The 26,693-nt window shown below is 31.9% G+C and carries 29 protein-coding genes; 1 reads left to right on the forward strand and 28 read right to left on the reverse strand.

Going from position 1 to position 26,693, the window contains the following annotated elements:
* A partial coding sequence (locus B3630_RS02375) for an HAD-IC family P-type ATPase (RefSeq protein ID WP_346895208.1) occupies window positions 1-1,766 on the reverse strand: 1,766 nt, incomplete at its 3' end.
* Between the two features lie 165 nt (window positions 1,767-1,931).
* Here B3630_RS02375 and B3630_RS02380 point away from each other — a divergent pair.
* A complete protein-coding gene (locus B3630_RS02380; protein ID WP_346895210.1) occupies window positions 1,932-3,572 on the forward strand; it encodes a putative manganese-dependent inorganic diphosphatase in 1,641 nt (546 codons plus the stop codon).
* Between the two features lie 47 nt (window positions 3,573-3,619).
* Here the strand turns inward: B3630_RS02380 and B3630_RS02385 are convergent, their stop codons facing one another.
* From B3630_RS02385 to fliE, 27 genes are all read right to left on the reverse strand, one after another.
* Window positions 3,620-4,387, reverse strand: coding sequence for a hypothetical protein (locus B3630_RS02385; protein ID WP_346895212.1), 768 nt, complete (start codon window positions 4,385-4,387; stop codon window positions 3,620-3,622).
* 136 nt (window positions 4,388-4,523) lie between these two features.
* Complete coding sequence (locus B3630_RS02390) at window positions 4,524-5,312, reverse strand: flagellar hook-basal body complex protein (protein WP_346895214.1); 789 nt, start codon at window positions 5,310-5,312, stop codon at window positions 4,524-4,526.
* 36 nt (window positions 5,313-5,348) lie between these two features.
* Window positions 5,349-6,131, reverse strand: coding sequence for a flagellar hook-basal body complex protein (locus B3630_RS02395; RefSeq protein WP_346895216.1), 783 nt, complete (start codon window positions 6,129-6,131; stop codon window positions 5,349-5,351).
* On the reverse strand, window positions 6,124-6,318 hold the full coding sequence (locus B3630_RS02400; RefSeq protein ID WP_346895218.1) for a hypothetical protein: 195 nt from the start codon (window positions 6,316-6,318) through the stop codon (window positions 6,124-6,126). Before B3630_RS02400 ends, B3630_RS02395 begins: the two co-directional genes overlap by 8 nt.
* A gap of 8 nt (window positions 6,319-6,326) precedes the next feature.
* Window positions 6,327-6,869: a hypothetical protein gene (locus tag B3630_RS02405; protein WP_346895220.1), complete on the reverse strand. Its 543-nt coding sequence runs from the start codon at window positions 6,867-6,869 to the stop codon at window positions 6,327-6,329.
* Window positions 6,870-6,884: 15 nt separating this feature from the next.
* Entirely contained in the window at window positions 6,885-7,619 is a 735-nt protein-coding gene (locus B3630_RS02410; RefSeq protein ID WP_346869934.1) for a FliA/WhiG family RNA polymerase sigma factor, read from the reverse strand.
* 12 nt (window positions 7,620-7,631) lie between these two features.
* The gene (locus B3630_RS02415; RefSeq protein ID WP_346895222.1) at window positions 7,632-8,291 is read right to left on the reverse strand and encodes a flagellar brake protein; all 660 of its coding nucleotides are present in this window, start codon (window positions 8,289-8,291) and stop codon (window positions 7,632-7,634) included.
* Window positions 8,292-8,300: 9 nt separating this feature from the next.
* Window positions 8,301-9,167, reverse strand: a complete 867-nt coding sequence (locus tag B3630_RS02420; protein WP_346895224.1) for a MinD/ParA family protein — start codon at window positions 9,165-9,167, stop codon at window positions 8,301-8,303.
* The gene (flhF, locus tag B3630_RS02425) at window positions 9,161-10,339 is read right to left on the reverse strand and encodes a flagellar biosynthesis protein FlhF (protein WP_346895226.1); all 1,179 of its coding nucleotides are present in this window, start codon (window positions 10,337-10,339) and stop codon (window positions 9,161-9,163) included. The genes B3630_RS02420 and flhF overlap by 7 nt, the downstream gene beginning before the upstream one ends.
* Complete coding sequence (gene flhA / locus B3630_RS02430; RefSeq protein WP_346895228.1) at window positions 10,339-12,402, reverse strand: flagellar biosynthesis protein FlhA; 2,064 nt, start codon at window positions 12,400-12,402, stop codon at window positions 10,339-10,341. Before flhA ends, flhF begins: the two co-directional genes overlap by 1 nt.
* Window positions 12,403-12,422: 20 nt before the next feature.
* Window positions 12,423-14,258 (reverse strand): fused FliR family export protein/FlhB family type III secretion system protein, encoded by a 1,836-nt coding sequence (locus B3630_RS02435; protein ID WP_346869929.1) that lies wholly within the window; start codon window positions 14,256-14,258, stop codon window positions 12,423-12,425.
* Between the two features lie 11 nt (window positions 14,259-14,269).
* On the reverse strand, window positions 14,270-14,539 hold the full coding sequence (locus B3630_RS02440) for a flagellar biosynthetic protein FliQ (protein WP_035129252.1): 270 nt from the start codon (window positions 14,537-14,539) through the stop codon (window positions 14,270-14,272).
* A gap of 14 nt (window positions 14,540-14,553) precedes the next feature.
* Window positions 14,554-15,375 (reverse strand): flagellar type III secretion system pore protein FliP, encoded by an 822-nt coding sequence (gene fliP, locus B3630_RS02445; RefSeq protein WP_346895230.1) that lies wholly within the window; start codon window positions 15,373-15,375, stop codon window positions 14,554-14,556.
* 32 nt (window positions 15,376-15,407) lie between these two features.
* Entirely contained in the window at window positions 15,408-15,749 is a 342-nt protein-coding gene (locus B3630_RS02450; RefSeq protein WP_346895232.1) for a flagellar biosynthetic protein FliO, read from the reverse strand.
* Window positions 15,750-15,756: 7 nt separating this feature from the next.
* Entirely contained in the window at window positions 15,757-16,254 is a 498-nt protein-coding gene (locus tag B3630_RS02455) for a flagellar basal body-associated FliL family protein (RefSeq protein WP_346895234.1), read from the reverse strand.
* 1 nt (window position 16,255) lies between these two features.
* Window positions 16,256-16,972 (reverse strand): OmpA family protein, encoded by a 717-nt coding sequence (locus B3630_RS02460; protein WP_346895236.1) that lies wholly within the window; start codon window positions 16,970-16,972, stop codon window positions 16,256-16,258.
* Between the two features lie 10 nt (window positions 16,973-16,982).
* Window positions 16,983-17,774, reverse strand: a complete 792-nt coding sequence (locus B3630_RS02465; protein WP_150845021.1) for a MotA/TolQ/ExbB proton channel family protein — start codon at window positions 17,772-17,774, stop codon at window positions 16,983-16,985.
* Window positions 17,761-17,976, reverse strand: coding sequence for a flagellar FlbD family protein (locus B3630_RS02470; protein ID WP_346895239.1), 216 nt, complete (start codon window positions 17,974-17,976; stop codon window positions 17,761-17,763). Before B3630_RS02470 ends, B3630_RS02465 begins: the two co-directional genes overlap by 14 nt.
* Before the next feature lie 101 nt (window positions 17,977-18,077).
* Entirely contained in the window at window positions 18,078-19,136 is a 1,059-nt protein-coding gene (locus tag B3630_RS02475; protein WP_346895241.1) for a flagellar hook-basal body complex protein, read from the reverse strand.
* Window positions 19,137-19,179: 43 nt separating this feature from the next.
* Window positions 19,180-19,881, reverse strand: a complete 702-nt coding sequence (locus B3630_RS02480) for a flagellar hook capping FlgD N-terminal domain-containing protein (RefSeq protein WP_346895243.1) — start codon at window positions 19,879-19,881, stop codon at window positions 19,180-19,182.
* An 11-nt stretch (window positions 19,882-19,892) separates the two neighbouring features.
* On the reverse strand, window positions 19,893-21,221 hold the full coding sequence (locus B3630_RS02485; protein WP_346895329.1) for a flagellar hook-length control protein FliK: 1,329 nt from the start codon (window positions 21,219-21,221) through the stop codon (window positions 19,893-19,895).
* Window positions 21,222-21,226: 5 nt separating this feature from the next.
* Window positions 21,227-21,667 carry a flagellar export protein FliJ gene (gene fliJ, locus B3630_RS02490; RefSeq protein ID WP_346895245.1) on the reverse strand — a complete coding sequence of 147 codons (441 nt, stop codon included), beginning with the start codon at window positions 21,665-21,667 and terminating at the stop codon, window positions 21,227-21,229.
* 14 nt (window positions 21,668-21,681) lie between these two features.
* Window positions 21,682-22,989, reverse strand: coding sequence for a flagellar protein export ATPase FliI (gene fliI / locus B3630_RS02495; protein ID WP_346895247.1), 1,308 nt, complete (start codon window positions 22,987-22,989; stop codon window positions 21,682-21,684).
* 14 nt (window positions 22,990-23,003) lie between these two features.
* Window positions 23,004-23,771, reverse strand: coding sequence for a FliH/SctL family protein (locus tag B3630_RS02500; protein ID WP_346895249.1), 768 nt, complete (start codon window positions 23,769-23,771; stop codon window positions 23,004-23,006).
* Window positions 23,755-24,768: a flagellar motor switch protein FliG gene (gene fliG / locus B3630_RS02505; RefSeq protein WP_346895251.1), complete on the reverse strand. Its 1,014-nt coding sequence runs from the start codon at window positions 24,766-24,768 to the stop codon at window positions 23,755-23,757. The genes B3630_RS02500 and fliG overlap by 17 nt, the downstream gene beginning before the upstream one ends.
* A gap of 2 nt (window positions 24,769-24,770) precedes the next feature.
* Window positions 24,771-26,342, reverse strand: a complete 1,572-nt coding sequence (gene fliF, locus B3630_RS02510) for a flagellar basal-body MS-ring/collar protein FliF (RefSeq protein ID WP_346895253.1) — start codon at window positions 26,340-26,342, stop codon at window positions 24,771-24,773.
* A gap of 16 nt (window positions 26,343-26,358) precedes the next feature.
* On the reverse strand, window positions 26,359-26,679 hold the full coding sequence (gene fliE, locus B3630_RS02515; protein WP_346895255.1) for a flagellar hook-basal body complex protein FliE: 321 nt from the start codon (window positions 26,677-26,679) through the stop codon (window positions 26,359-26,361).
* Window positions 26,680-26,693: the final 14 nt, after the last annotated feature.

Raw genomic sequence — 26,693 nt, forward strand, 5'->3', positions numbered from 1 at the left:
GTCATAGCTACAATATTACCCCTACTTTTAAAAGCCTTTACTATTCTTAATTTATGTTTAGGGCTAACTCTCGCAAATATTCTATAATCATCTATGGACTTTTCAAGTTCTTTATCATTTATTCTATCAAGTTCAGCTCCTGTAATTACTTCCTTGCTTTCATTACATATATTTAGATCTTTTCCTATAGCAAAGGCTGTATTTTTATGATCACCTGTAATCATAACTGGTCTTATTCCTGCAACCCTGCATTTTAAAACTGCATCCTTTACTTCTTTTCTTGGTGGGTCTATAATTCCAGCCACCCCTACAAAAATTAAACCATTTTCCACCTTGTCTCCTTTAATTAAGTTATTCTCTTTATATGCACCTGCAATGCATCTGAGAGCTCTAAAGGACATATCATCAATAAGCTTTTCTACACTTCTTCTATAAGGAATAGTTAATGGCTCTGCCCTTCCATTTACTAATATATGTGAACATCTATCAAGTACTCGCTCTGGAGCTCCTTTAACATAACATACATCCTTCTTAGTAGTTACGTCCTTTACAATTACTGTCATCATTTTTCTTGTAGAATCAAAGGGGATATCAAAAATCCTCTCTACTTTACTATTAAATCCTTCTATTTCAGAAACCTTTTTAAAGAAGCCTTTTATTAAAGCAGTCTCTGTTGGATCTCCCATTAAAGCCTTTTCCATGGAATTAGAAGAATAATTATAGTTACAATCATTACAATATACAAATATCTTTTTTAAAATATCATGGTCAAAACTTTTATCTTCATCAATATCATGAATTTTTCCATTATGAAGAAGTGCTGTTACTGTCATTCTATTTTCTGTTAAAGTTCCTGTTTTATCACTACATATTACAGATGTACATCCTAGAGTTTCTACCGCTGGTAACTTTCTTACTAGGGCATTTCTTTTAAGCATTCTTGATACTCCTAATGCAAGGGCAACAGTTACTATAGCTGATAACCCTTCTGGAATTGCAGCAACAGCTAAACTAACGCCAGATAAAAACATGTCATAGACATTTTCACCTCTATAAATACCTAAAAAGGTTACCACAGCACATATAGTTAAGCAAAGAACTACAAGTACCTTTCCAAGTGAATTTAATCTTTCCTTTAGTGGGGATGGTTCATCTTCTATAGAGTGAAGCATATGAGCTATTCTACCCATTTCTGTATTCATTCCAGTTCCATATACCTTTGCTTTTCCCCTACCTGTTAATACAATAGTTCCCATATATATATTATTATCACTATCCTCTGGATTCTTGTGCACTCCTACGGATTCACCAGTTAGAAGAGATTCATCCATCATAAGATTATTTCCTTCAACTAAAATACTATCAGCAGGTATCCTATCCCCACTTTCTAATATAACCAAATCTCCTGGTACTAGATATATGGAATTAATAACTTCAATTTTTCCATTCCTTATTACCTTAGCAGTAGGTGAGGATAATTTTTTTAACTGTTCTAAGGATTTTTCAGTTTTATATTCTTGTACAAAACCTAAAACTCCATTCATTACTATAATTATTAGAATAGTTATAGCGTCTGCTTTATCCCCCATAAAACCTGATATAACAGTTGCCACCATTAGTATCCAAATAATCAAATCATTAAATTGTGACAAGAATATTTTTATAGGTGACACTTTTTTCTTACTCTGTAACTCATTTAATCCGTATTCTTTCAGCCTATCTTCTATTTCATTGGTAGATAGCCCTCTATATTCTTTAGCACTCACATTTTTTCCCCCTTACAATTTTTTTATTTATAGTTAGAAATAATCTATCATTAAAATATATGTACCATCCTACCAGTATATGAAAACTTTAACTTTACATAAGGTAAATAAACCTTTAAAATACTAATTATAAATAAGAATAGATATTATAAAGGAAGGTTATTCATGGTAAATAAAGTATACATAACAGGTCATAGAAACCCTGACTCTGATTCTATTTGTGCAGCCATTGCTTATTCAGAGTTTAAAAACAAAACTCAACGAATCAATGCTATTCCAATTAGACTAGGGGAAATTAGTAGAGAAACTCAATTTATCCTAGATTACTTTGGAGTTCAGCCACCACAGCTTGTTCAAACTGTAAAACCTCAAATTATAGATTTAAAAATAGATACTGTAGCTCCTATTGCTTCAGACATATCCTTAAAAATGGCTTGGTCTATAATGAAGCAAAAAAATATTAAAACTCTCCCAGTTATACATCCTAATGAAAAATTAGCTGGAATTGTATCTGTATCAAATCTGGCTGCTAGTTATCTAGATATTTGGGATAATTACGTTTTAGCTAAAAGTAAAACAAGTCTAAGTAACATTTTAGAAACTCTATCCGCTAAAATTGTTTACTTATCAGATGAAAACTTAGAACTTAAGGGTAAAGTTGTAGTTTCTATGATGGAACCAAATGATAGAAATTTAATAGAAGCGGAAGATATTTGTATCTGTGGAGACCGTGAGTTAGTTCAAGAATTTGTATTAGATTGTAATGCTAGATTAATGATAATCACTAATAATACAACTCCCTCTGAAAAAATTATTGACTTAGCTAAAGAAAAAGGCTGCACTATAATCACTACTCCTTACGACTCTTTTACTGCTGCCAGACTAATACCTCAAAGTATTCCTATAGAATACGTAATGACTAAAAATAATTTAATTACCTTCTCTACTAGTGACTTCATTGAGGAGATTAAAGATATTATGCTAGAAACTAGGTATAGAAGTTATCCAGTTTTAGATGAAGATGGTTCAGTGGTTGGAAGCATTTCTAGATATCATTTAATAACCCAACAAAGAAAGAAAGTAATTTTAGTGGATCATAACGAAAAGACTCAGTCTGTAGACGGTCTTGAAGATGCAGACATTTTAGAAATTATCGACCACCATAGAATAGGAGATATTCAAACAGGTCAACCAATATACTTTAGAAATGAGCCCGTAGGAAGTACTTCTACCATAGTTGCTAATATATTCTTTGAAAATGGAATTAGACCATCTAAGAAAGTAGCTGGATTATTATGTGGCGCTATTATTTCCGATACTCTACTATTAAAATCTCCGACAGCAACTATTGTAGACGAAATTATCCTAAAGAGATTAGCTGAAATTGCAAGTATAGATATAGAAAAATTTGCCCAAGAGATGTTTAAAGCGGGAACTTCATTAGAAGGAAAAAGCTCAAAGGAACTTTTATACCAAGATTTCAAAATCTTTAATATGGGTAATTTTAAAGTAGGTGTTGGACAAATAACAACTACTTATATGGATGGATTTACTCCACTAATTAATGATTTAAAAACTGTAATGAATGAAAAAGCAAATCAAGGAAAGTTTGACTTAATTATTCTTATGGTTACTGACATATTTAAAAGTTCTTCTTTATTCATCGTGTGTGGTGAACACAAAGAAGTATTCTCAAGAGCCTTTAACATTAAGTTAAATAACGGAACAGCATATATTGACCAGATAGTTTCTAGAAAGAAACAAGTTATCCCACCTCTTACAGAGGTTATAAACCAAATTAAGTAATTCTTTAACTCCAAAGGAGACTGTCCTTAAAGACAGTCTCCTTTTATTTACTGTACTACTAATTTAAGAAATGAACCCTTATTAATAATATAAATCCAAAATATAACAAAGAAAATAAAACATACTCCATATATAACAGTTAAAAAATCCTTAACACATAAATCATCAATCTTTCCTTGATACACTCCATAACTTTTTAGATAATGTACCCCCTTATCTTCTATGTAGTAAAAATTAACTGATTCAATGTATGCAGCAAAAATATAAATGTTTAAGAGTGGATTAGTAAATAGATTTTTAAAAAAATCCCCCTTGAAATTAATTTTAAAGGTTTTATTTCTAATAATATAGACAATATATAAGAATATTCCACCTATTAAAGTTGGAATAATATTTAACACATTTAATATACCATTAATAAACTTTAGACTCTCATCGTCACTCATATAATATATTAATGTATATATTACTCCTCCTCCATTACCTATGATTATAATATAAATTAAGGGTGCCAAAAAACCACAAATCAATGATTTGCTAATTAAGGATAAAGTATTGTAAAACTCCTTTTTTTCAGTGGACTTTTTAATTACTGTTTTTCTTTCACTATTGCTTATCTCTATAACAAAGAAAGCTACAATAGCATTAATAATTTCCCTATTAGATATAAGACTTATCATTACCCCCATGGTAGATATAAGTATAAAATATACCCATTGTAAAACTACTTTGCTTCTTATTTTAGAACTAAATTTCTCATTGACTTCTATTGCTAACCTATGTCTATCAAACTTCCAAAATAATATACTTAGCAAACATCCAAATAAATATCCTACCCCATAATATCACCCCTCCTATTTAAAGTTTATCCTTTGTTAATATTATATTATATGTTTTAGTACATAAAAAAAGAATGAAAAACTATGTCTTTCATTCTTTTCTATTCCATTGCTATCTTAAATTGTTTATCATTCCCCACATATCATCTGCAGTTTTTAATGCAGACGAGCTTAATTGAAAAGCTCTTTGGGCTACAATCATATCAGTCATCTCAGTAGCCATATCTACATTAGATCTTTCCGTAAACCCTTGATAAATATCTCTATCCGTAGTCTCCATTACAATAGCTCCTTCTATTGGAACAAATAAGCTTTGTCCTGCAGAAATAAAATCTGTATCACCTATGGTCTTATAGGTTTTAATATCTCCAACTTTTATAGAGCTTCCATCATTATCTAAGGATAAAGCTCCATTTGCATCTATAGAAAACTTATCTTTAGCAAAGTTAATTTGGCCCCCTGGCACATTTATCTCATTACCATTAGCATCAGTTATAGATAATCTATATCCATTATTATCTACTAAAATTCCTGAAGCATCCACTTTGAAGTTTCCATTTCTAGTGTAAGCTACACTTCCATCTTGTTTATATACTTTAAAGAATCCTTCTCCATCTATAGCTAAATCTGTAGATATCTTTGTATTAGTTAAGCTTCCTTGAGTTTTTATTCTAACTTCATTAGTAGATTTCACTCCTGTACCAACATAAAGTTCAGTATTTGCATTCTTAGACCATGGTACTCCTAGTCTCTCTAATGAACTGGTATAAAGGTCTTGGAATGTAGATGTCACTTTTTTATATCCAATAGTACCGGAATTTGCTATATTATTTGATACTAAGTCTAATTTATTCTGTTGTGCCTCCATTGCACTTCTATTGGTGTAAAACATACCGTACATAAACTCACTCCTCAAATTTTTCTTTCTCTATTAATTCTATCTAGCTTTACCTATTTCATTGACAGCCTTGTCCAAGGTAGAATCTAAAACCTTTAAAATAGTTGCATTACTTTCAAAGTTTCTCATAACAGTCATCATGTTACTAGTTTCTTGAACTACGCTAACATTAGATCCTTCAAGCGATTTATTAACCACATAAGGATTATTAACAAAGGTAGGATTAACTCCTTCATAAAGGTTATATGTAAATTCATTAAGATTTTCATATTTACCTTGGTTATCCTTTGGAAAATCAACTACAGCTAATCTGCCAACTTCTCGTCCATCCACAGATATATTCCCAATATTGTCTGCAGAAATACTTCCTTCACCTATATATATAGGTGCTAGTCCATTTCCACTCCTACTAAGTACCCTATCTCCATTAGATGTCACTAAATATCCTGAAGTGTCTACAGCAAAATGACCATCTCTTGTATAATAATTTGTAGCTCCATTAGCGGTTTGTCTTTGAACTACAAAAAATCCTTCTCCCTGAAGAGCAAAATCAGTTGTTACTCCTGTATCCTTTATAGTTCCTTGTGAGAAATTAGTGGTTCGATCATTTATTTCTACTCCATTACTCATAGCTCCAATGGTTACTCTTTCATTGTTTTTTCCATCTTTGTTAGAAATATATACCTCATCAAAACTCTTCATGGACAATATCTGCGATTTATATCCTGTGGTGTTTATATTTGCTATGTTATTCATAATAGCACTTTGATTTTTTTCACTGGTAATTATTCCTGAAGCTACTGTATACAATCCTCTAATCATTGTTTGCACCCGCCTTTATATCAATTTTAATCTGGTCTGGATAGGTCATTCCTAACTTTTTTGCTCTTATTTCAATTTCACCATCGCTAAGTTTATAATCTATTTTTGCAGGTATAGTAAAAAATATTCCTAGTATTATGCCAATGCCTATACCAAATAAAATTTTTCTATCACCTAAAGCTCTCATACACCTTTTTATTTTAAATATAATTCCTTTATTAATAAGACCTCACCCTTTCCTATATTCAGCTGTTGTGCTACACCTTCTTCACTTAAGCCTTCAGCTAATAAGGCTTTTACTTCTTCCACTTTTAAGCTATTACCTTTTATATCTTTTTTAGGATTACTGTCTTTTTCTTCTTCTTTTAAATCATTTATTAACTCATCCATATTTTTTCCTTCAAGAATAATATTATTATCTAAGGAATCAATCTTATCTACCAAGGTATTTATGTACTCATCGTTACTAATATTTTTATCTGAATCATCCCTTTTTTCTAATAATTCATTTTTAATAAATTCAGTATGATTTACTTTTTTTAAATCATTTATTTCTCTTTGTAATTCTGTAATTGTTTTAGCAAAATCACTTCTTATTTCAATAAGTCTCATATCTACTTCATCTATATTAGATTCTGCATCTATCATAGCTTTACTAAAGTTATTTTCTTCTCTCATTATAGTCCTTATATTTGTAGCAATTAAAGCCACTCCAATAATAATTAATAAAATATACATATTCTCACCTATCTTCTACGATCTAATATCATATTGGAGTTTCTCAATTTCTTTTCTTAAATTTAAAATAGCTCTACTATGAAGTTGACAAACTCTTGATTCTGATACCTCTAACACTGCTCCTACTTGTTTTAAAGTAAGTTTTTCAAAGTAGTATAGATTTAGTATAAGTCTATCTCTTTCCTTTAGATTATCCAGGCCTCTCCTCAAGTACTCTAGCATTTCTTTTTCTTCCAAAGACTTTTGTGGAGAGGGACTTTTAGTATCCTCTATAGAATTGATTAAAGACATTTCCTCATCATCACCAAATAAAATAGTTTCTAAGGACATCATTGAAATATAGTTTACATAACCTTGTATATCTGTAAGCTCCTTTAAACTTATTTCCATCCTTTCAGCTACTTCAATATCTTTTGGTTCTCTGTAAAGCTTATTTTGTAATTCTTCCACTACCTTATTGTATCTATTAAGCTTATCGATAGCTCTTTTCGATATAGGACTATTTTTTCGTATTTCATCTATAATACTTCCATTTATTCTTATGGCAGCATAGGTGGAAAATTTCATACCCTTAGTGTCATCGTACTTATTTATAGCATCCATAAGCCCAATCATTCCATAACTTATTAAGTCTTCATATTCAACATATTTATTTTTCCCTACGATAATCTTGGAAGCAATATACTTTACAAGAGGTATATTTTTTTTAATTATCTCTTCTCTAACATCTACATCACAAGCTACAGACACATCATTTCCCTCCTACTTCGTTTTCATTAACTTTCTCATATTCTTAAAAATAAACTGTATTATGTTTTCCCTTACCTTATCATCAATAAATTGAAATTTTACTCCATATACATATTCATCTTTATTTTGTGTTTCATCTCTAACGATTTTACCTAAGGCTAATATATCTTCGTTATTAATCTTAGTATTCAACATGACTAGTTGTCCTAAATTAAGACTTTCCTTTATCTTTATTCTAATACCACCACCACTTAAATCTAAAGTTTGTCCTTCCCTATAATTACAGTTTTCAATATCCCTAAGGATACTTTCATTATATTTATCTATTGGTGAATATCTCATCATATTTATAAAGGGCAATCTTACATAGTCTCTTCTTTGTACCTTCTGCAATTTACTTTCTCTTTCCAATGTAATCAAGGCTATTTTATCAAATTTTCTTCCTTTCACCTTAGCCTGAAAATTATATATATTACCTTTTCCATCATTATAATTACACTTAACTGTGTCTCCAGTACTTAAAGGATAACTTATGCCATTTAGTATAGGTGTAGCTATAGCTATATATATACCTTCTTCATCAATATCTTGAATTTTTGATTTTGCTAATTCTCGATTTTTTGTATAAATCTCTATTTTATTATTGATTTCCATAATATTATTAGCTTTCATACTCTCCTCCTATGAAAAAATATTAAGCATTTTTTTAAATATACCCTGGATGCTATTGCCCTTATTATAAGATATACCTTCTAACTGCTTTGCAATAGCCTCAATGTTTTCACTTACTTCACTTTTAGGGAAAGACAATACCACAGGCCTTTGCATTCTTACAGCTTGCACTAATTTTTTATCTTCAGCGATGTTTCCTAAATGCACTAAATTAACTCCTAGAAATCTATTTGCTGAACTATTAAGTCTATTAAAAGTATTATTTCCTTCTTCTTTAGTTAAAACCTTATTAACAATAATTTTCGCTCTATTTTTCACATTATGATTACATATGGTTTTTAATAAGCTGTATGCGTCCGTTAATGCTGTTGGTTCCGGAGTAGTAACAATAAAAACTTCATGACTACATTCGATAAAAGCCATAACGGTTCTATTTATGCCTGCTCCTGTATCAATTAATATATAGTCAAAATCTTTTATTTCGCCTAACTTATTAAGTAAAACTTCTCTTTGCCACATATTTAAGTCATCTAATCTAGAAAGTCCTGTACCTCCACATAAAATTTTTATACCTAAAGGTCCATTTATTACTACCTCATTAACGGATTTATTATTTAATATTATATCAAAAATAGTATATCTAGGTATAGTCCCTATTAAAACATCTACATTGCCCATACCTAAATCTGCATCTAGTACTAAGACTTTTCTTCCTAGTTTTTTAAGAGAAATTGCTAAATTAATTACCATGTTACTCTTACCTACCCCTCCCTTACCGGAAGTTATGGTAAAAATTTTAGTACTATTATTGCTTTCTTCCATAGCACCTTGCTTTTCAAATACCATCTGTCTTAATCTTGAAGCCTGGTCTAACATATACTATTTTCCCCTAACACCAATTTTATTATCTCATCCTCCAATGGTATCTTTATATCATCTGGTACATTCTGTCCTACAGTGATAAATTTAATAGGAACCTCAGTCCTTCTACATATATTTAGTATGGAACCATAAGTTGAAGTCTCATCTAACTTAGTTAGTATTAGTCCCTTGTATTTTATATTAGAAAATCCATTAGCAATGATGTCCATGTCACCACTCTTAGTAGTAGCACTGACTACTAAATAAGCATTATCGACTTTAGCCCTATCTAGAAAAGCCTTTAATTCTAATACTTGCATAGTATTTTTACTACTCCTACCAGTAGTATCTAATAAAATCACATCACAGTCTTTCATTGAGTTTATAGCCTCTTCCATCTCAGTTAATGAAAATACCACCTTGAAATCAATATTCATAATATCTGCATAGGTTTTTAACTGTTCTACTGCTCCTATTCTATAGGTATCTACAGTAATTAAACCTACCTTTTTCTTTTTTACAAGAGCTAGCTCCCCTGCTAGCTTTGCTATAGTTGTAGTTTTTCCTACTCCTGTAGGACCCACTAAAGCTATGGTTCCATTTATTTCACTAGAATCTATTTTTATAGTAGCGCTAAGTTCCTCTTTAATTCCATTCATGATTTCATCAATGGAAGACACTTGTTTATTTATTTTTATAGTTTCTGTTAATTCTTCAACTATATCTTTAGATATATCTAATTCTCTAAGTATTTCCTTAGCTTCTTTAAAATAAATTTCACTATTATTAGCCTTTTCTTGTTCTAATTGATTTTCTTCTTTGTTATTGTTATCTAATTCTTCTAATTCCATTTCCTCATTTATAGAATTATTGCTTTGAGTAGAAAAATAGGAATTTATAAGACTCTTCATCGTTTCAACTTCTTGTCTTAGCTCCAATTCATCATTGTTTACTATATCTACTGGTAAAATACTATTACTATTTATTTCTTTATCATTCCAACTTAAATCATTAGATTTAGATTCAACAGCTGCGGTTATCTCCACTACTTTAGGAGAAAATAACCCTTTAATACCAGGCTTTCTTATAGCTCTCTGACTTATAATTACAGCATCTTTGCCTAATTCCTTACCTATCTTACTTAATGCTTCCTTCATGGTAGAAGCTACATATTTCTTTATAATCATTAGATAGATACAACTCCTTCGGTCCTTATCTCTACATCATTAGGTATTTCATTTAAAGACAACACTACAATACTTGGAAATACCATTTCTATAAGCTTTCTAAATGCTGGTCTAATTCTTGGAGAAACTAGAATTATAGGTATATTAGTTGGGAAGTGGGTGCTTTCTAACATTACCTTGATACTATTAAATATTTCTGTTGTAATATCTGGATTTATGGCTGGGAAAGAACCCTGCATAGATTTTTGAATATTACTTCCTATCAGCTTTTCTATATCTGGAGATATGGTTACTGCTGTAATTCTATGTTCTTCATCCACTAAATCATTACAAATAGTTCTGCTTAGTGAAAATCTTACATATTCCGTTAACATTTCAATATCCTTAGTATTTCGTGAATTATCAGCAAGACATTCTAATATAGTTACCATGTCTTTTATAGATACCTTCTCTTTTAAAAGTCCTTGTAAAATCTTTTGAATTTCTCCTATGGTCATAAGGTCTGGTACAAGTTCCTCTACCACAGTAGGATACTTTTCCTTTACAGAATCTAAAATAACTTTAGTTTCTTGACGCCCAAGAAGTTCATAAGAATGAGCTTTAATAGTTTCTGTAAGATGAGTAACCATAACTGTAGTTGGATCTACCACAGTAAGTCCCTTTATCTCTGCATCTTCTCTTTGATCCTTATTTATCCATAGAGCATCTATTCCAAAGGTAGGCTCTATTGTCTTTATTCCCTGCATATTTATATCTTCTCCAGAAGGATTCATACATAGAAACATGCTTGGCATTATCTCCGCTCTAGCTATCACTGTTCCTCTTATCTTTATTACATATTCATTATTTTTAATTTGTAGATTGTCTCTAATTCTAATAGGCTGAACCACAATTCCCATCTCTATAGCACATTGTCTTCTCACTGATGAGATTCTCTGCAACAAATCTCCTCCTGAGGATTCATCAGCCATAGGAATAAGCCCATAGCCTATTTCTACCTCTAATGGCTCAACAGAAATTAAATTCATCACATTTTCTGGCTCTCTGCTCTCACTCTCTACAATTTCCTTTTCTTCTATTTCTATCTTCTGCTTAACTTGTTGCTTTTCATCCTTATACATTAGGTAAGCACTTGTTCCAGCTGCTGCAGATAGAGCAAAGAATACTAGCATAGGCATCCCTGGAATTAATCCAAGGATAAATAGTACTAGAGATGCAATTGCTATAACTACTGGAAATGCTGTCAATTGTGATGAAACCTGTGTTCCAAAGTTATCATCACTTCCTGAACGAGTAACTAATATACCTGAAGCTGTAGAAATTAACAGTGCAGGCAATTGACTTACAAGTCCATCTCCTATGGTGAGTTGTGTAAACTTAGCAGCAGACTCTCCTATACTCATATCCATCATTACTGCCCCTATAACAATACCACCTAAAATATTTATTATAGTAATTATAATACCTGCTATGGCATCACCTTTAACAAATTTAGACGCACCATCCATAGCTCCATAAAAATCTGCTTCCCTTTGAAGGTCAAGTCTCTTTTTCCTAGCATCTTCTTCTGTAATCATTCCTGCATTTAAATCTGCATCTATACTCATCTGTTTTCCTGGCATTGCATCTAAGGTGAATCTTGCTGAAACCTCAGATACTCTCCCAGCACCACTAGTTATAACTAAAAACTGTATAATAACAATAATTAAAAATATTATTATTCCAACAAAATAGTTACCACCAATTACGAACTCTCCAAAAGCCTGCACTATCTTTCCTGCATCTGCTTGTCCTAGAATTAGTCTAGTAGAGGATACATTTAGTGCTAATCTAAATAGAGTAGTTACAAGTAATAATGTTGGAAATACTGATAATTGCAATACATTTGTAGTAAACATTGTAAGTAACATTATAATTATAGATATTGAAATATTAATGGCAAAGAAAAAATCAAGTATTTCCGGGGGCAATGGTATAATTATCATTAGTACAATAAGAATTACCCCAAATGCTACTATTATATCTAAGTTATTCTTAATACTAAATCCCTTATCTTTAAGCATAATTATCATCCTTTTTTACGTTATTTCTTCATTTTATAAACTAATACTAATATTTCTGCCACTGCTTTATACATATCAAAGGGAATTTCCTTATCTAAATCCACTTCTTTGAACATAAGTCTAGCTAATGGTTTATTTTCTATAATTGGTACATTATTTTCAATAGCCTTTTCCTTAATCTTTAACGCCACATACTCACTGCCCTTTGCCACAACTATTGGTGCTTTTCCACTATTTTCTTCATATTTCAAAGCCACCGCAATGTGGGTCGGGTTTGTAATTACAACAGTAGCATCTGGTACTGATTGCATCATTCTTCTCATAGCCATTTCTCTTTGCTTTTGTTTTCTTTTCCCCTTAACTATAGGGTCTCCTTCTTGTTGTTTATATTCTTCCTTTATCTCTTGTTTAGTCATTTTTAAATCCTTATTATGTTGGAATTTCTGATATAAAAAATCTATGCATCCTATTATTAATAAGGCTATACCAACTTTAACAAAAACATTAATTATTAAGCTAGCCAATTCTGTAAGTATTGTTCCTGTTTTAAGATTTCCAAAGTTCAAAAGACTATAGTAATTATCTATAACAAACTTATATCCTATATATCCTACAATAGAAACAATACCCAAGTTTTTTACTAAATCCACTAAGGATCTTATAGAAAACATTCTTTTAAATCCACTTATAGGATTTAGTTTGCTAAACTTAGGTTTTAATGGATCTCCAGTATATATAAAACCCGTTTGAATTATTGATCCAATTACGCCTATAACCATAATAGGAACTGCAACTGGTATAAATATTTTAAAGATATCCATGAATACCTTTATTAAAAGTCCTACTAAACTCTCTTGGCTTAACTGAAAATTTAAGTAGCTCCCTAGATACTTTTTCATACTGGAGCTTAATACCTTCAGCACAAAGCTACTTAAGATAGCTATAACTAAAGTAGCTGCTAAAAGAGTTAAGGCAGAAGATAATTCCTTACTTTTAGCTACTTGACCTTTTTTCTTAGCATCTTGAAGCTTTTTAGGAGTAGGCTTTTCCGTCTTATCTCCACTATCATTAGATGCGGAAATTAATATAAAGGGCATCATAGTAAAGATTTCCGAAAATATATGCTTAATAGCACCAAAATTTGAGGCTATAATTTTCATAATTAAAGGAATAGAAATTATAAAGGTTGCAAGCCCAACAAAAATCTTGATTGGCATTCCTAGTATCATAGCATTAAGCTGAGGCATAACTCTTGATACTAAGCCTAATACAATTTCAGTCATAAGTATTATAAGCATTATTGGCACTGCAATCTTAATCCCAATAGTAAAAAATTCAAATACAACTTGAATAATATATCCTAAAATTTCTTTATTGAAGGTTACAGTTCCTACAGGAACTGAAGTAAAACTATCTATAAGACACTGCACTAAAATAAGATGTCCATCAATTAGCATAAATACAGCAAGACAAATCCAGTACATCAACCTTCCCATTACTGATATGTTTTCACCTGCAACTGGGTCAAATAAGCTCATCATAGAAAAGCCCATGGAAAAATCCATAATTTGTCCTGCCATCTGTACAACACTAAACAGTAAATTTACTATATATCCTAGACATATTCCTATGATTACTTCTTTACCTATAAGAACTATTAAAACAAATATATTACTTATTTCTGGTAATGCTTCAGTACTGACTATAGGAGATAAAATCATGGATATAATAAGTCCTACACCAATCTTTGCTATATTGGGTGTTCCTGTTGGGAAAAAGGTTGGCACTGTAAAAATCAAGGATGTTATCCTCATAAATACCATTAAAAAAGCTATAAACATTAAAATATCTACCAACGTTATCCCACCTAAGCTCCTATATTAGAAATTATTGAAAAAATTCTTTGAGTAAAACCTATTACTGTGTTTCCTATAAAAGTGGCAGTAATTATTCCCACTATTGCCACAGCTATTATTTTAGGTACAAAGGTTAAAGTTTGTTCTTGTATCTGAGTTGTGGCTTGAAATATACTTATCAAAAGACCTACTGCCGTAGCAGTAAGTAGTATTGGTCCAGCTGCCATTAAAGCTGTCTTCACCATATCCTGTAATATTGCAACCACCATAGTCTGTGTCATATTACATCACCCCTCTAAAATCCTAGTATTAAGGATTGGCTTAACAAATTCCATCCATCTACTAATACAAATAAAAGTAATTTAAATGGCAAAGAAATCATAGCTGGCGGTAACATAAACATACCCATAGACATAAGAACACTAGCAGTTACAATGTCCACCAATATAAATGGTATAAATAACAAAAATCCTATTTCAAAGGCTGTTCTTAACTCACTTATAACAAAGGCTGGTACAATTGTATAAAGCGGAACATCATCATAATTATAAGTTTCCTTACCATCTGCATCCTTTTCCACTTTAACAGCGTCCTCTACCTTTCCAGCTTCAAGAAACAACTTTAAATCTTTTACTCTAGTTTGCTTTAACATAAATTCCTTCATGGGCTTTATCCCTTTATCTATAGCAACATCCATTGTTATTTCTTCCTTCATGTAAGGCTGAACTGCCTTCTCATTAATTTCTGAAAAGGTAGGTGCCATTACAAAGAAAGTTAAAAATAAGGACAACCCAACAATTATTTGTTTAGGCAGTGATGTAGCTCCTATAGCACTCTTAAAGAAAGAAAGTACAGTTACAATTCTTATAAATCCTGTAGTCATTATAAGGATTGATGGAAGTATTGTAAGTACTGTTAGTACTAATAATAATTTTATATTGTCCACATATTCAGTAGGAGTTTTTGCATCCCCATCACCAAAGGATATATTTATATCTGGAATTGGCATGGTATCTCCAGTAGCATAAGCTACTTTACTACTAATTGAAATAACACAAAACACCAGTAGTATTAGCATTATGGGTTTTATAAACTTTTTTAGATCAAATTTTTTCATATGTATTATCCCTTTATTCCTAAAATAATATTTTACTTTCTCCATTTTAGATACTTGTTTTTAAAAATTTGTTTTAACTCACTACTATTCTTCAATTTAATCATTTCAATTTCTTTGTAATCTTCCCCCGCAACTTCTTCTACAATTTCTATTTTTCCTTGAGCTGAAGTTACTAAATAAAATTTATCTCTTATCTTTACAATGAGCAGAGAGTTATCCTTACTAATGGTTAGTCTCTCTACTACTCTCATTGTAGATTTGCTGTTTATGTGACTATATTTCTCAACGGTCTTCCCTAGCCAAAGAATTAATCCTATAACTAAGGGGAAAAATATTACAAGTTTTAATAAGGTTAAAATCAATTGACTATCCATATGTCACCTATTGAACAATTATATCTGTGAAGTAAATATTGGTTATCTTACCACTATTTAAAAGCTCATTTGCCTTTACGATTATCTCTTCTTTTAATAAAGCATCTCCCTCTGTTTTGAAATCCGTAGATTTCTTAGCTCTTAATACCTTATTTATACTGTCTCTTATTTGCGGAATCTTTGCTTTAAGTTCTTCTTGCAAATCCTCATTCTCTAAATTTGACCCTAAGGAAATTTTCACCTTTACAAATTTAGACTTTCCCTCATCACTCAAATTTACTAAAAACTCGTCTAAATTTAAGGTAGCTTCCTTTTCTACTACATTACTTTCACTAGTGCCATTGCTATTTTTACCTACATTCTTTGTTGCAACGGTATATCCAACAAATACAGCTCCACTTATAAGTGCAAATATTACTATAGCGGTTACTATAACTAGAACCAATTTAGAACTTCCGCCCTTTTCTTTTTCTAACTCATTACCTTTGCTATTTTTTTTGTTCATTTTACTGCTCCTTTACATTAGTTACAACTATAATATTGACTCTTCTATTTTTAGCTCTACCTTCATCTGTATCATTTTTAGCTATAGGTCTATACTCTCCACATCCCTGAGCTGAAAACCTTTGAGGATTTAAAATTTTTTTACTATCTAGAAAATAATCAAGTACGCTTAATGCTCTTTCAGAAGATAGATGCCAGTTATTTGGCATACCTGGTCTGCTAATTGGTAAATTATCTGTATGACCTTCAATTATAATCTTGTTATCTACCTTTCCTATTAAATCACTAACCTTATCTAATACGGTTTTACTATCCGACCTTAGTTCTGCTTTTCCAGTATCAAAAAGAACCGAATCTTTCATCTGTATATTAAGACCTTTTTCATCTTCATATATTTGAACATCATTCTCTAAATCATTTTCTTTAATATAAGTTAATACATCCTCTAAAATTTCCAAGTTTTCATTTTCTTGAGCATCCTCCACTGTAAGCTGTGGTTTTCCAACTATAGGTACATCACCACTAGTTGAATTAAATTCAAGGATGGACCTATCAGCCTTACCACTAAAAGCACTTTGCATGGCTACAGCTATCTGCTGAAACTTTTGTGAGTCTATAGTTGATAGTGAATAAAGTAAAACAAAGAAGGTTAATAGCAAAGTAACAGTATCTGCATAAGTAGCTAACCACCCATCAGTTTTTACGTCTTTCTTGGCCATAATTATTCACCTACTCTCCTTGATTAACACTACTTAAATACTTTACTCTATCCTCTGGTGATAAATATACTATCATTTTATCTTCAATTACCCTTGGGTTTACTCCTGATTGTATAGAAAGTACTCCTTCAATCATCATTTCCATTTGGTTTACTTCCTTAGATGTTTTATAATTTAGCTTTCCTGCTATAGGAAGTACAACTAAGTTAGCAAGCATTGAACCATAAAAAGTTGTAATAAGAGCCTTACCCATACCTGATGCTAAGTTGTCTGCATCTGATAAGTTAGCAAGCATTTGTATAAGTCCAATCAATGTTCCAATCATACCCATGGCTGGAGCATATGCTCCCCAAGTTGTGAACATAGATGCTGCATCTTCATGTCTTTTTTCTAATTCTTTAATTTCTAAAGTCATAATTTCTCTAATAGATTCAGGCTCAATACCGTCAACTATCATATTTAAACCTTTTTTAACAAACTCGTTATTAATCTCTTGTATATCTTCTTCTAAAGAAAGTAGTCCATCTCTTCTAGCTTTTTTAGATAAATTAACAAACAGTGCAATATTATCTACCTTAGATGTTCCATCTTCTTTGAACGCCTGTGCTGCAACCTTGATAAATCTTTTTATTTCATTCATCGGATAAGACATTAAAAGTGCACCGAAGGACCCTCCTACTGTTATAGCTAAGGATGGTACATCAAAGAATAACTTTAATGATCCTCCATTTAGCATTCCATAAAATACAAGAACAATTGCAATCACAAAACCTATAGCTGTTAACATATCATTCTTCTTCATTGCTTTCCTCCAACCGTACATTTGCCCAGTATTTTCGTCTAAACTCTATAACCTTATCAACTATTTCTTTAGAACTTTCTTTAACTAAATACTTTTTTCCATTGACTAAGGTAATTACTGTCTCTGGGATTTCTTCAATTTTTTCAATGTGATTACTATTAAGAATAAATTTGCTTCCATTTAAGGGATTAACCTCTATCATATTCTCCTATACCTCCTATGATATAGTAAATTTACTTAAGCTAAGATCAATATAAGCACCGTCTTAGCCTAAGGAAAATCACATTTACATATTTACATAAGTTATCTTTTTAAATTTACAAGTTCTTGTAATATTTCATCTGCAGTGGTGATAATTTTACCGCAAGCCTGGAAAGAACGAGTTGCAACTATCATATCTGTAAACTGTGCAGATAAATCAACATTTGACATCTCTAAGAATCCATTTAAAACTTGTCCATAAGCCTTGCCATTGTCTTCTCTTCCACCTAAAGCAGCTTTATCAGTATATTTACCAACTCTAGCTAATGGATTTCCTGAGTTTGCTGAAGGAGAGTACATATTATTTCCCTTTTGCTCAAGCCCTTCATTGTTGGTAAATGATGCCATAGCAACTTGTCCAAGAACAGTAGTACTACCATCAGCAAGTACAGCCTTAATTAATCCATCATTTTCTATAGAGAAACCTTGAATCCTAACATCTTCTCTTCTTCCTGTTGGATTTCCACCAGCATCTACTTCTGGATTCCCATCTTTGTCAGTTACTAGCTTAGAAACAGTCTCTGGTATTTTAAGTGCTACTAATTCATTTTGATTAGCATTTAAGTTTTCTGATTCTCCATCTACATAATTAACTATTCCACCTAAAGGAGATGTTGATGTTCCATCACTTATAGCATAACCCATAATTCTATATCCATTAGAATTTAGAAGATTACCCTTACTATCTACCTTAAAAGAACCATCCCTTGTATAGAAACTCTCTAAAGTTGTAGATTCCATACTTTGATCTGGATTAACTGTTATTGTGCCACTTTCTTTTCCTTTAGCTACTATAAAATATCCTGTCCCATCTACAGCTACATCATAAGGCCTTCCTGTTGGTTGCAGACTTCCCTGAGCCATATTTGTTACTATACTTTGTATAGAAACTCCCATACCAACTCTAGAAGGGTTAACTCCTCCTAAGTTTAATCCTGGACCAGATGCTCCCTTATAACTTTGATACATACTATCTTGAAAAGTAACTGAAGATGATTTAAAGGAAGTAGTTCCTGAATTAGCCACGTTATTTCCTATTACATCTAACTTTTTTTGATTTGCTCCTAAACCTGATATCCCTGAGTACATTGAATTTAACATATTATACTATCCCTCCGATTCTCTATTTTTTAATATAATTTTATTAACCTTTTACTCCAATTACAGAGTCAAATAAGTAATCTCTAATTTCTATTTTTCCGTCAACTTCAACTTCAACCTTAAGCTTTATGCCTTCTGCATCCCTATATACTTCTAGAACTTTCCCTGTAATACTCTTAGGTTCAACTGGCTTTTCTTCTTCCTTGCCATCTCCCTTAGGCTTTTCTACAGATGTATCTGCTGGTAGTGCTATTTCAACAATTTTACCCATCAATGTTACTGCATTAGAGAAGGTTAAGTTATCCATGTTTGGATCTCCTGAATCAATAACATCTGTAACTTGACTATATTCATAATCTGTATACTTTCCATCTACACCTTCCACAGTAACATAAACGTCTCCCTTATGTTTATACACAGCCCTAACTACGCCACACTGAGGTACTCCATTAGCATCTAAGGCATCTAAAGCTACAAATTTTCCAGTTAATCCTTGTGCAGAAGAAAGAGTCATTGTAGAATTTAATGAACTCATCTGTTCAAGGGTTGTAAATTGAGCTAACTGTGAGACATATGCAGTAGTATCTTGTGATTGAGTTGGATCCTGATTAGAAAGCTCAGCAGCTAATATTTTAAAGAAGGAATTTTTGTCAAGTTCTGCCCCTGGTTTTACAATCGGTGTACCATTTTTAGTTTTATTTCCTTCAACCCAAGGTGCTGTTGTATTATTAGTTGATATTGCCATTTTATCATCTCCTAAACTAGTAAATCTATCTCATTAGAGGCTTTCACATTAGCTTCAGATATAACATCCTCTTCAACTATATTCACCTCTGAACCTTGTCTACCCTTTTCACTACCTCTTTGTCCACCATTTTCAGATGCTTTGCCTTGGCTGTTTTCATGAGCAAAATAGGTAGTATCCTCTTCATAAAGTCCTATATCTACTGATTGTATTTTTATGTTGTTTCCATTTAACTTTTCATTTATGTCCTTAAGTCCTAACGCTAACATCTCTACGGTTTCCTTTGATGTAGCCTTAATCATTGCCTTTAAAGAACCTTGTTCCATACTTACGGATATGGATATTTCACCTAACTCTTTAGGATAAATTTTTACAGTTAAATCCTTTATTCCATTTTTATCCATATATGATAGAGCTTTTATCACATCATTATTAACATCACTCTTTGTAATAGCTATAGGCTTTTCACTAGATACTTCTCCTGATTTTTGCACACTATTTTCAAAGTATGACATAAAATCAGCAGCTCTTGTAACCTTTGAATCCTTCTCTTCACCATTAATTACTTTATTCAAAATAGCTGTTTCCTTTGAAAATTTACTATCTTTACTGCTACTTTCTTCATTATCGCCTACTCCAGCTACTACATTACTTTTTTCTATAACATTAGTTTCCAGTTCTATTCTTCTAGGTATATTTAAAGGATCCTCTTCTTTGTCAGCATCCTTCATTGAAACTATTTTTTGTAACTGACTTATTAGATCATCATTATCTATACCTTCTTCTGATGTTAATAGTTTCATAAGACTTTCACTACTATTGTCTAGCTCAGTAATATCTTCATTAATTAAAGTTAATAACTCTGTAAGTTTATTTTTCATGTCACTATTAATTGATGATTCCCTTAATAATTCTAATAGGCCATTTACCTTTTTTTCACTTCCTAAAAGGTCTAATAAAGGTTGCAGTTCCACTTTACCTTCATTTCTACTAATAAGGTCAGAAGAAACTGTTTCAGCCTTAGAAGTATCCTCCTTATTCAAAAGAGCTATTATTAGATTTATTAGTGACTGCATATCTTCTGAGGTAATTAGCTTTTCATCTTCATGAACTTCCTCAGAGCTCACTATGTAATCCTTCGAAGGCTCTTCAACTTTTTCTTGCTTAATAGAATTTACTGATTTAGTTTTAGAGCTTTCATTATCTGTACTGTAGTTTTTAAGTTCCTTAGAAAATTCCTTATTGGAATATCCTTTATTTCCTTCAGACTTTTTAACTTTATCACTAGTACTGCTACCTTTATACAGGTCATTTCCAACACTAAATTGTGCCATTTCCATCAAATTTATCGCCTCCCACACTCACGTATAAATCCATAAAGTGCAAATTCATCATTTTGAATTTGTTCTATTCGATTTTCTTCTTTTATAAATGCTACCCGATCCTTATCTTTTAATATGCCTACAATCTTTTTATTTACTTGAGCAGTAACTAATTCTTTCCTAGTGTGCTTCACTCTTTCTTCATCAGTTTTAAGCTTTTCTTGTGTAATATCAATAGTACTATTTAATAGATTTAAATAATGATGTTGAATTTTTCTTTCAGTTACACTCATGTTATTACTCACAGTAGAGTATCTTTGGAAGCTATCCTCTAGACTTTTAAGCTCTTCTTCTACTCTGTTCTTTTCCCTTAGAGCCTCCATAAAAACTATTTTTTTACCATCTTCTTCTTTTTCTCTTAAATCCAATAACCTTTGTAATTTAAATTTATAAGTTTGTCCCAAAATTTACACCACCTTTATTTAAACATATTAATAAGCATGTCTTTACTAGCTTCAATTTCGCAACCTTCTTTTATTTCTTGAGTTAAAAATCCATTTATACTATCTATATACTCAATGGCCATATCTATTTTAGAATTACTTCCCTTTACATAAGCTCCTAGATTTATTAAATCTTCTGCTTCTTTATAAGAGGCCATTAAATCTCTAGCAAGGGAAGCAGCCTTTATATGGATTTCCTCTGCAATTTCTGGCATAAGTCTGGATACACTTTTAAGTACATCTATGGCTGGATAATGATTTTTAGTAGCTAACTCACGGCTTAAGACAATATGTCCATCTAAAATACCTCTTACCGCATCTGCAATGGGTTCATTAAAATCATCTCCATCAACAAGGACGGTATAAAAAGCTGTAATAGATCCTTTGTCAGACATACCACTACGCTCAAGAAGTTTAGGTAACATTGCAAAAACCGAAGGAGTATATCCTTTAGTAGCTGGAGGCTCTCCTATGGCAAGACCAATTTCCCTTTGTGCCATAGCAAAACGTGTTACTGAGTCCATCATAAGAATAACCTTTAATCCTTTATCCCTAAAGTACTCCGCAATAGCTGTTGCTGTAAATGCACCCTTTAGCCTAACAAGTGCTGGTTGATCAGAAGTAGCACATACTACTACAGATTTCTTTAACCCTTCTGGACCTAGATCTTTTTCTATAAAATCTAAAACCTCTCTACCTCTTTCTCCTATTAGGGATATCACATTTACATCAGCCTTAGCTTCTCTAGCAATCATTCCCAGTGTAGTACTTTTTCCTACCCCTGAACCAGCGAAGATACCAATTCTTTGTCCTTCACCACAAGTAAGAAATCCATCTATGGCTCTTACACCTGTAGGAAGAACTTCTTTAATCCTTCTTCTCTTCAATGGGTCTGGTGGCATAGCTTCCAAGGGATAATTCTTATAAAGGGACAATTCCTTTTCATCTAAAGGATTTCCAATTCCATCTAAAACTCTTCCTAAAAGTTCATCTGAACACTTTATACTTAACTGCTTTCCTGTCCTCTCTACTCTGCATCCAGGAGATATACCTATTAAGTTTCCAAGGGGCATAAGAATTAGATTTCCATCTTTAAAACCTACTACTTCACAGGCTATAGTTTTATCTTCCTCATTATATATATGGAAAATTTCCCCTACAAAACCCTTAACACCTTTTACTTCAATGGTAAGACCTATAATATTTTTAACTACGCCTTCCATATGATTAAAATTTGTTTTATTAATATTTTTTTCAATGTCTCCTATATTCAAATTAATCATAATACCATCTTCCTCTATGCTTCCATGAGAATTTCCTTTAGTTTCTCTATGCTACCCTTAATAGTAAAGGTGGTTTTTCCATCATCCTTTTCAACAACTAAGGTTCCATACTCTAAATAATTATCCTGTAAAACCACTACTTCTCCTCTGATGCCCATACTATGCTTGAATTCTTCTATCTTTGTCTCTATTTCTTCTAAATAGTTAGGTGCTACCCTTATAATTATCATCTTGGCATTTTTCTCTTCAGATAGGATGTTGAAAAGTAATCCATTTAGTGCTTCCTTACTTTCCAACTCCTTTTTAAGCATATTTTCTACTGCATTTATAATAATTTTTCTAATGCCCATCTCCTTAGACTTAAGAAATTTATCATACTCTTCCTTAGCTTGGTAAAGAATAAAATTTGCATTTTGGATTATCTCTTCACCTTTTTTTACTCCTTCATCATAAGCCTTGTCAAAGCCTTCTCTATAACCGATACTATGGCCTTCCTCATAACCCTTATTAAATCCATCTTCCTTGGCTTCATATAGAAGCTCTTCTACTTTTCCCTTTGCATTTGCAAGAATAGCTTCCTCTTCTTTATGGGCATTTTCAACTATTTCTTCACCCTTTTTCTTTAGTTTTAAATACTCCTCCATACTCCTAGGATTAGTATCCTCAAGATCTATGGTCTCTTCTATTATTTGAGCTGGCTCTATATAAAAGTCTGTATCTATTGCCTTCGTTCCACTTTCACATACATTAACACTTTTTATTACCCTATAAGATGAGTGCATCGTCTCCACCTCTTACAATTGTTATTTCTCCTGCTTCATCTAGTCTTCTAATTAAAGCAACAATTTTTTGTTGAGCTTTTTCAACATCCATAAGTCTTACAGGTCCTAAGAATTCCATATCTTCTTTCAATGTAGCTGCTGCACGTTTTGAAAGGTTTCTTGATATAGTTTCTATTACTTGTTCTGAAGTACCCTTTAGCGCCATACATAGCTCCTTATTATCAACTTCACGTAAAATTCTTTGAATTTCCACATCATTGATAGTAATAATATCCTCAAATACAAACATAGATTCCTTAACTTTATCTGCAAGTTCCATATCTTCTCTTTCAAGACCTTCTGTAATGTTTTTCTCTGTAGTCCTATCAACTTGGTTAAGTATATTAACTAAAGATTGAACTCCTCCTATAACACTACTTTCACTAGTAACCACTGAAGATAACTTACTATTTAATACCTCTTCAATTTCCTTTACTACCACCGGATATATATTGCTCATAGTAGCAACTCTAAAAGCAACTTCACTCTGTAATTCAGATGGAAGTGCAGACATTATCTGACCCGCTTTGTCAGGCTGTAGATGACAAAGTATTAATGCTATAGTCTGAGGATGTTCTCCTGAAATTACATTCATAAGCTGAGTTGCATCAGCTTTTCTAGCAATAGAAAAAGGTCTAAACTGTTGTGAAAACTCTGTAACTCTCTCTAGAATATCGTTGGCCTTTTGAGTTCCTAAAGCTTTAGATAAAACGCTCCTAGCATACTCTACTCCACCTTCAAGAATATAATCCTTAGCCTTATTTAATTCCATAAATTCATCCAAAATAGCTTGTCTATCCTCAGCTTTAACCGATGACATATTAGCAATCTCATAGGTTATCTTTTGTATATCTCTTTCATTTAATCTTTTTATTATCGCTGCAGATGCATCTGGTCCCAAAGAGATAAATAATATTGCTGCCTTTTGAATACCTGTAAATTTTTCTGTTTTAGCCATTACTATCTCCCTTCTTCATCAGTCATCCATGATTTTATAATATCAGCTACCTGTTCTGGTTTCTTTTCTGCATATTTTTTAACTTCTTTCATGATCTTTTCTCTTTCAGTTTCTGCTTCTAAATCTAAATCTTTATATAAATCAGCCACTGTTTCTAAAGTTTCATCTCCTACAACTACATCTAGTCCTTCTATAGCCTCTTCCTCTTCGTCATCATCTTCTTTTCTCTTACTTCTAATAATAGAAACAACTACAATAATAAGTATAAGTGCTATAACTGCCCCTACTCCTAAAGCAATAAGCTTAATCTTTCTAGATTTTGCTTCTGCTTCCTTCATAGCGTTAATCTCTTCTTCTGCTTGTGTTTTATAATCATCATTAAAGTCTAAGCTTTCAACTGAAATTCCATCACCTCGTGCGTCATCAAAACCAATAGCATCAGATACTAAATTTTTTATAGTGTTCTTAGTTGCATTATCTATATCTCCATTTACAACAACAGATGTGGTAATTCTCTCCACTTGACCTGGTGCCTTCACAACTGTTTCTTCACTCTTAGTATTATTATAATTTCTTGTTTCCTCTGAATAGCCTGCTTTTTCAGTATCTTTTTCTGCATCTTGCTCATTAGTCATATTATTATCCACAGTACTTCCTGAAGTATTTTCAGTACCCTTACTATTGTTTTTAATAATATGCTCACTTACTACTGCAGATCCCTTTGGATCATATGTAACATTATTTTGCTTTACAGCATCAAAATTAAGTTGTGCATTTACAGATACTTTTATATTATCTTTATAAATTGGTTCTAATACATTTAAGATTTTCTTTTCATATTCTTTCTCAACTTTTTTAGTTGAATCAATTTGATTTTCTGTACTAGTAGCCTGGGTTCCTTTTTCATTATCAAACAACCCCTCTGTTAATAACTTTAGATTATCTGATACTATTGTAACGTCTTCCTTATCTAAGTTTTCCACACTACCTGTTACTAAGTGTACAATAGCTTTAACTTGCTCTGGTGAAAGTTCATTTCCTGGCACTAACTTTACCGTTACTGAAGCACTAGCAGGAGTTGGTTTAGTTACAAAGGCTGAGTTGTTTGGTAAAACTAAATTTACTTTTGCAGCCTCTACTTCTTCAAAACCCTTTATAGTTCTTTCAAGTTCTCCAGAAAGTGCTCTTTGATACATTATTCTTGATTCTTCATCTGTAGCTCCAATGCTACCCTCATCAAAAAGTTCAAACCCTTGGCTTCCTTCTGTTATTTGAACCTCAGATAGCATTTCCATTCTCAGTTTATCTACTTGAGACTTTTCAACTAAGATTGAATTTCCTTCTATTTTATACTTAGTTCCTTTACCTTCTAAATTGGCTATAATTTTTCCTGAATCTTGGGAATCCATATTTGAAAATAAAACTGTATACTTTGGTTTAAGTGATACATAAAGTAGTGTTCCTACTGCTATAAAAGTCACCACCGCAATTATCACTAAAGCTATCTTCCTAGTTTTCGACATGGAATTCCACTTATCTTTTATCTTCTTCATTAGCTCCGATAGCTTACTCATCTAATCCTTACCCCCATTATACTTGCATATTATTAAATTCCTTATAAGCATCAACTAGCTTATTTCTTATTTGAATAGCAAGCTCTAAGGACATAGATGCCTCTTCTGTAGCTAATACTACTTCATGGATACTTTTTTCTCCTGCAATATATCCTGTTACATTGTTATCTGCTTCAACTTGTAGATCGTTGACCTTCTGCAATTCATCCTTTATAACAGCTGCAAATCCTGTGCCACTTGAAGCGCTATTCTCTTCAGTATCCTTTTCTTTTACCCCATAAATTTCCCTTAGCTCATTTTGAAAAATTGTTGCATTTGATATGTAATTGTTCATCATAAAGTACTACTCCT

The sequence above is a fragment of the Clostridium sp. UBA7503 genome (genome assembly GCF_002477055.1).
Classification (GTDB): domain Bacteria; phylum Bacillota; class Clostridia; order Clostridiales; family Clostridiaceae; genus Clostridium_J; species Clostridium_J sulfidigenes.

Excerpts from the sequence above, each read along its gene's own strand:
- B3630_RS02405 (WP_346895220.1), bottom strand. The coding sequence starts at position 6,869 with ATGTATATTTTATTAATTATTATTGGAGTGGCTTTAATTGCTACAAAT.
- B3630_RS02480 (WP_346895243.1), bottom strand. The coding sequence starts at position 19,881 with ATGGCAATATCAACTAATAATACAACAGCACCTTGGGTTGAAGGAAAT.
- fliP (WP_346895230.1), bottom strand. The coding sequence starts at position 15,375 with ATGAAAAAATTTGATCTAAAAAAGTTTATAAAACCCATAATGCTAATA.
- B3630_RS02455 (WP_346895234.1), bottom strand. The coding sequence starts at position 16,254 with ATGAACAAAAAAAATAGCAAAGGTAATGAGTTAGAAAAAGAAAAGGGC.
- B3630_RS02420 (WP_346895224.1), bottom strand. The coding sequence starts at position 9,167 with ATGTTAGACCAGGCTTCAAGATTAAGACAGATGGTATTTGAAAAGCAA.
- B3630_RS02500 (WP_346895249.1), bottom strand. The coding sequence starts at position 23,771 with ATGCACTCATCTTATAGGGTAATAAAAAGTGTTAATGTATGTGAAAGT.
- B3630_RS02485 (WP_346895329.1), bottom strand. The coding sequence starts at position 21,221 with ATGGAAATGGCACAATTTAGTGTTGGAAATGACCTGTATAAAGGTAGC.
- flhA (WP_346895228.1), bottom strand. The coding sequence starts at position 12,402 with ATGCTTAAAGATAAGGGATTTAGTATTAAGAATAACTTAGATATAATA.
- flhF (WP_346895226.1), bottom strand. The coding sequence starts at position 10,339 with ATGATTATAAAGAAATATGTAGCTTCTACCATGAAGGAAGCATTAAGT.
- B3630_RS02440 (WP_035129252.1), bottom strand. The coding sequence starts at position 14,539 with ATGACACAGACTATGGTGGTTGCAATATTACAGGATATGGTGAAGACA.
- B3630_RS02450 (WP_346895232.1), bottom strand. The coding sequence starts at position 15,749 with ATGGATAGTCAATTGATTTTAACCTTATTAAAACTTGTAATATTTTTC.
- B3630_RS02415 (WP_346895222.1), bottom strand. The coding sequence starts at position 8,291 with ATGAAAGCTAATAATATTATGGAAATCAATAATAAAATAGAGATTTAT.
- B3630_RS02460 (WP_346895236.1), bottom strand. The coding sequence starts at position 16,972 with ATGGCCAAGAAAGACGTAAAAACTGATGGGTGGTTAGCTACTTATGCA.
- fliE (WP_346895255.1), bottom strand. The coding sequence starts at position 26,679 with ATGATGAACAATTACATATCAAATGCAACAATTTTTCAAAATGAGCTA.
- B3630_RS02395 (WP_346895216.1), bottom strand. The coding sequence starts at position 6,131 with ATGATTAGAGGATTGTATACAGTAGCTTCAGGAATAATTACCAGTGAA.
- fliI (WP_346895247.1), bottom strand. The coding sequence starts at position 22,989 with ATGATTAATTTGAATATAGGAGACATTGAAAAAAATATTAATAAAACA.
- B3630_RS02390 (WP_346895214.1), bottom strand. The coding sequence starts at position 5,312 with ATGTACGGTATGTTTTACACCAATAGAAGTGCAATGGAGGCACAACAG.
- fliG (WP_346895251.1), bottom strand. The coding sequence starts at position 24,768 with ATGGCTAAAACAGAAAAATTTACAGGTATTCAAAAGGCAGCAATATTA.
- B3630_RS02465 (WP_150845021.1), bottom strand. The coding sequence starts at position 17,774 with ATGAAGAAGAATGATATGTTAACAGCTATAGGTTTTGTGATTGCAATT.
- fliF (WP_346895253.1), bottom strand. The coding sequence starts at position 26,342 with ATGAGTAAGCTATCGGAGCTAATGAAGAAGATAAAAGATAAGTGGAAT.
- B3630_RS02400 (WP_346895218.1), bottom strand. The coding sequence starts at position 6,318 with ATGAGAGCTTTAGGTGATAGAAAAATTTTATTTGGTATAGGCATTGGC.
- B3630_RS02475 (WP_346895241.1), bottom strand. The coding sequence starts at position 19,136 with ATGTTAAATTCAATGTACTCAGGGATATCAGGTTTAGGAGCAAATCAA.
- B3630_RS02470 (WP_346895239.1), bottom strand. The coding sequence starts at position 17,976 with ATGATAGAGGTTAATCCCTTAAATGGAAGCAAATTTATTCTTAATAGT.
- B3630_RS02380 (WP_346895210.1), top strand. The coding sequence starts at position 1,932 with ATGGTAAATAAAGTATACATAACAGGTCATAGAAACCCTGACTCTGAT.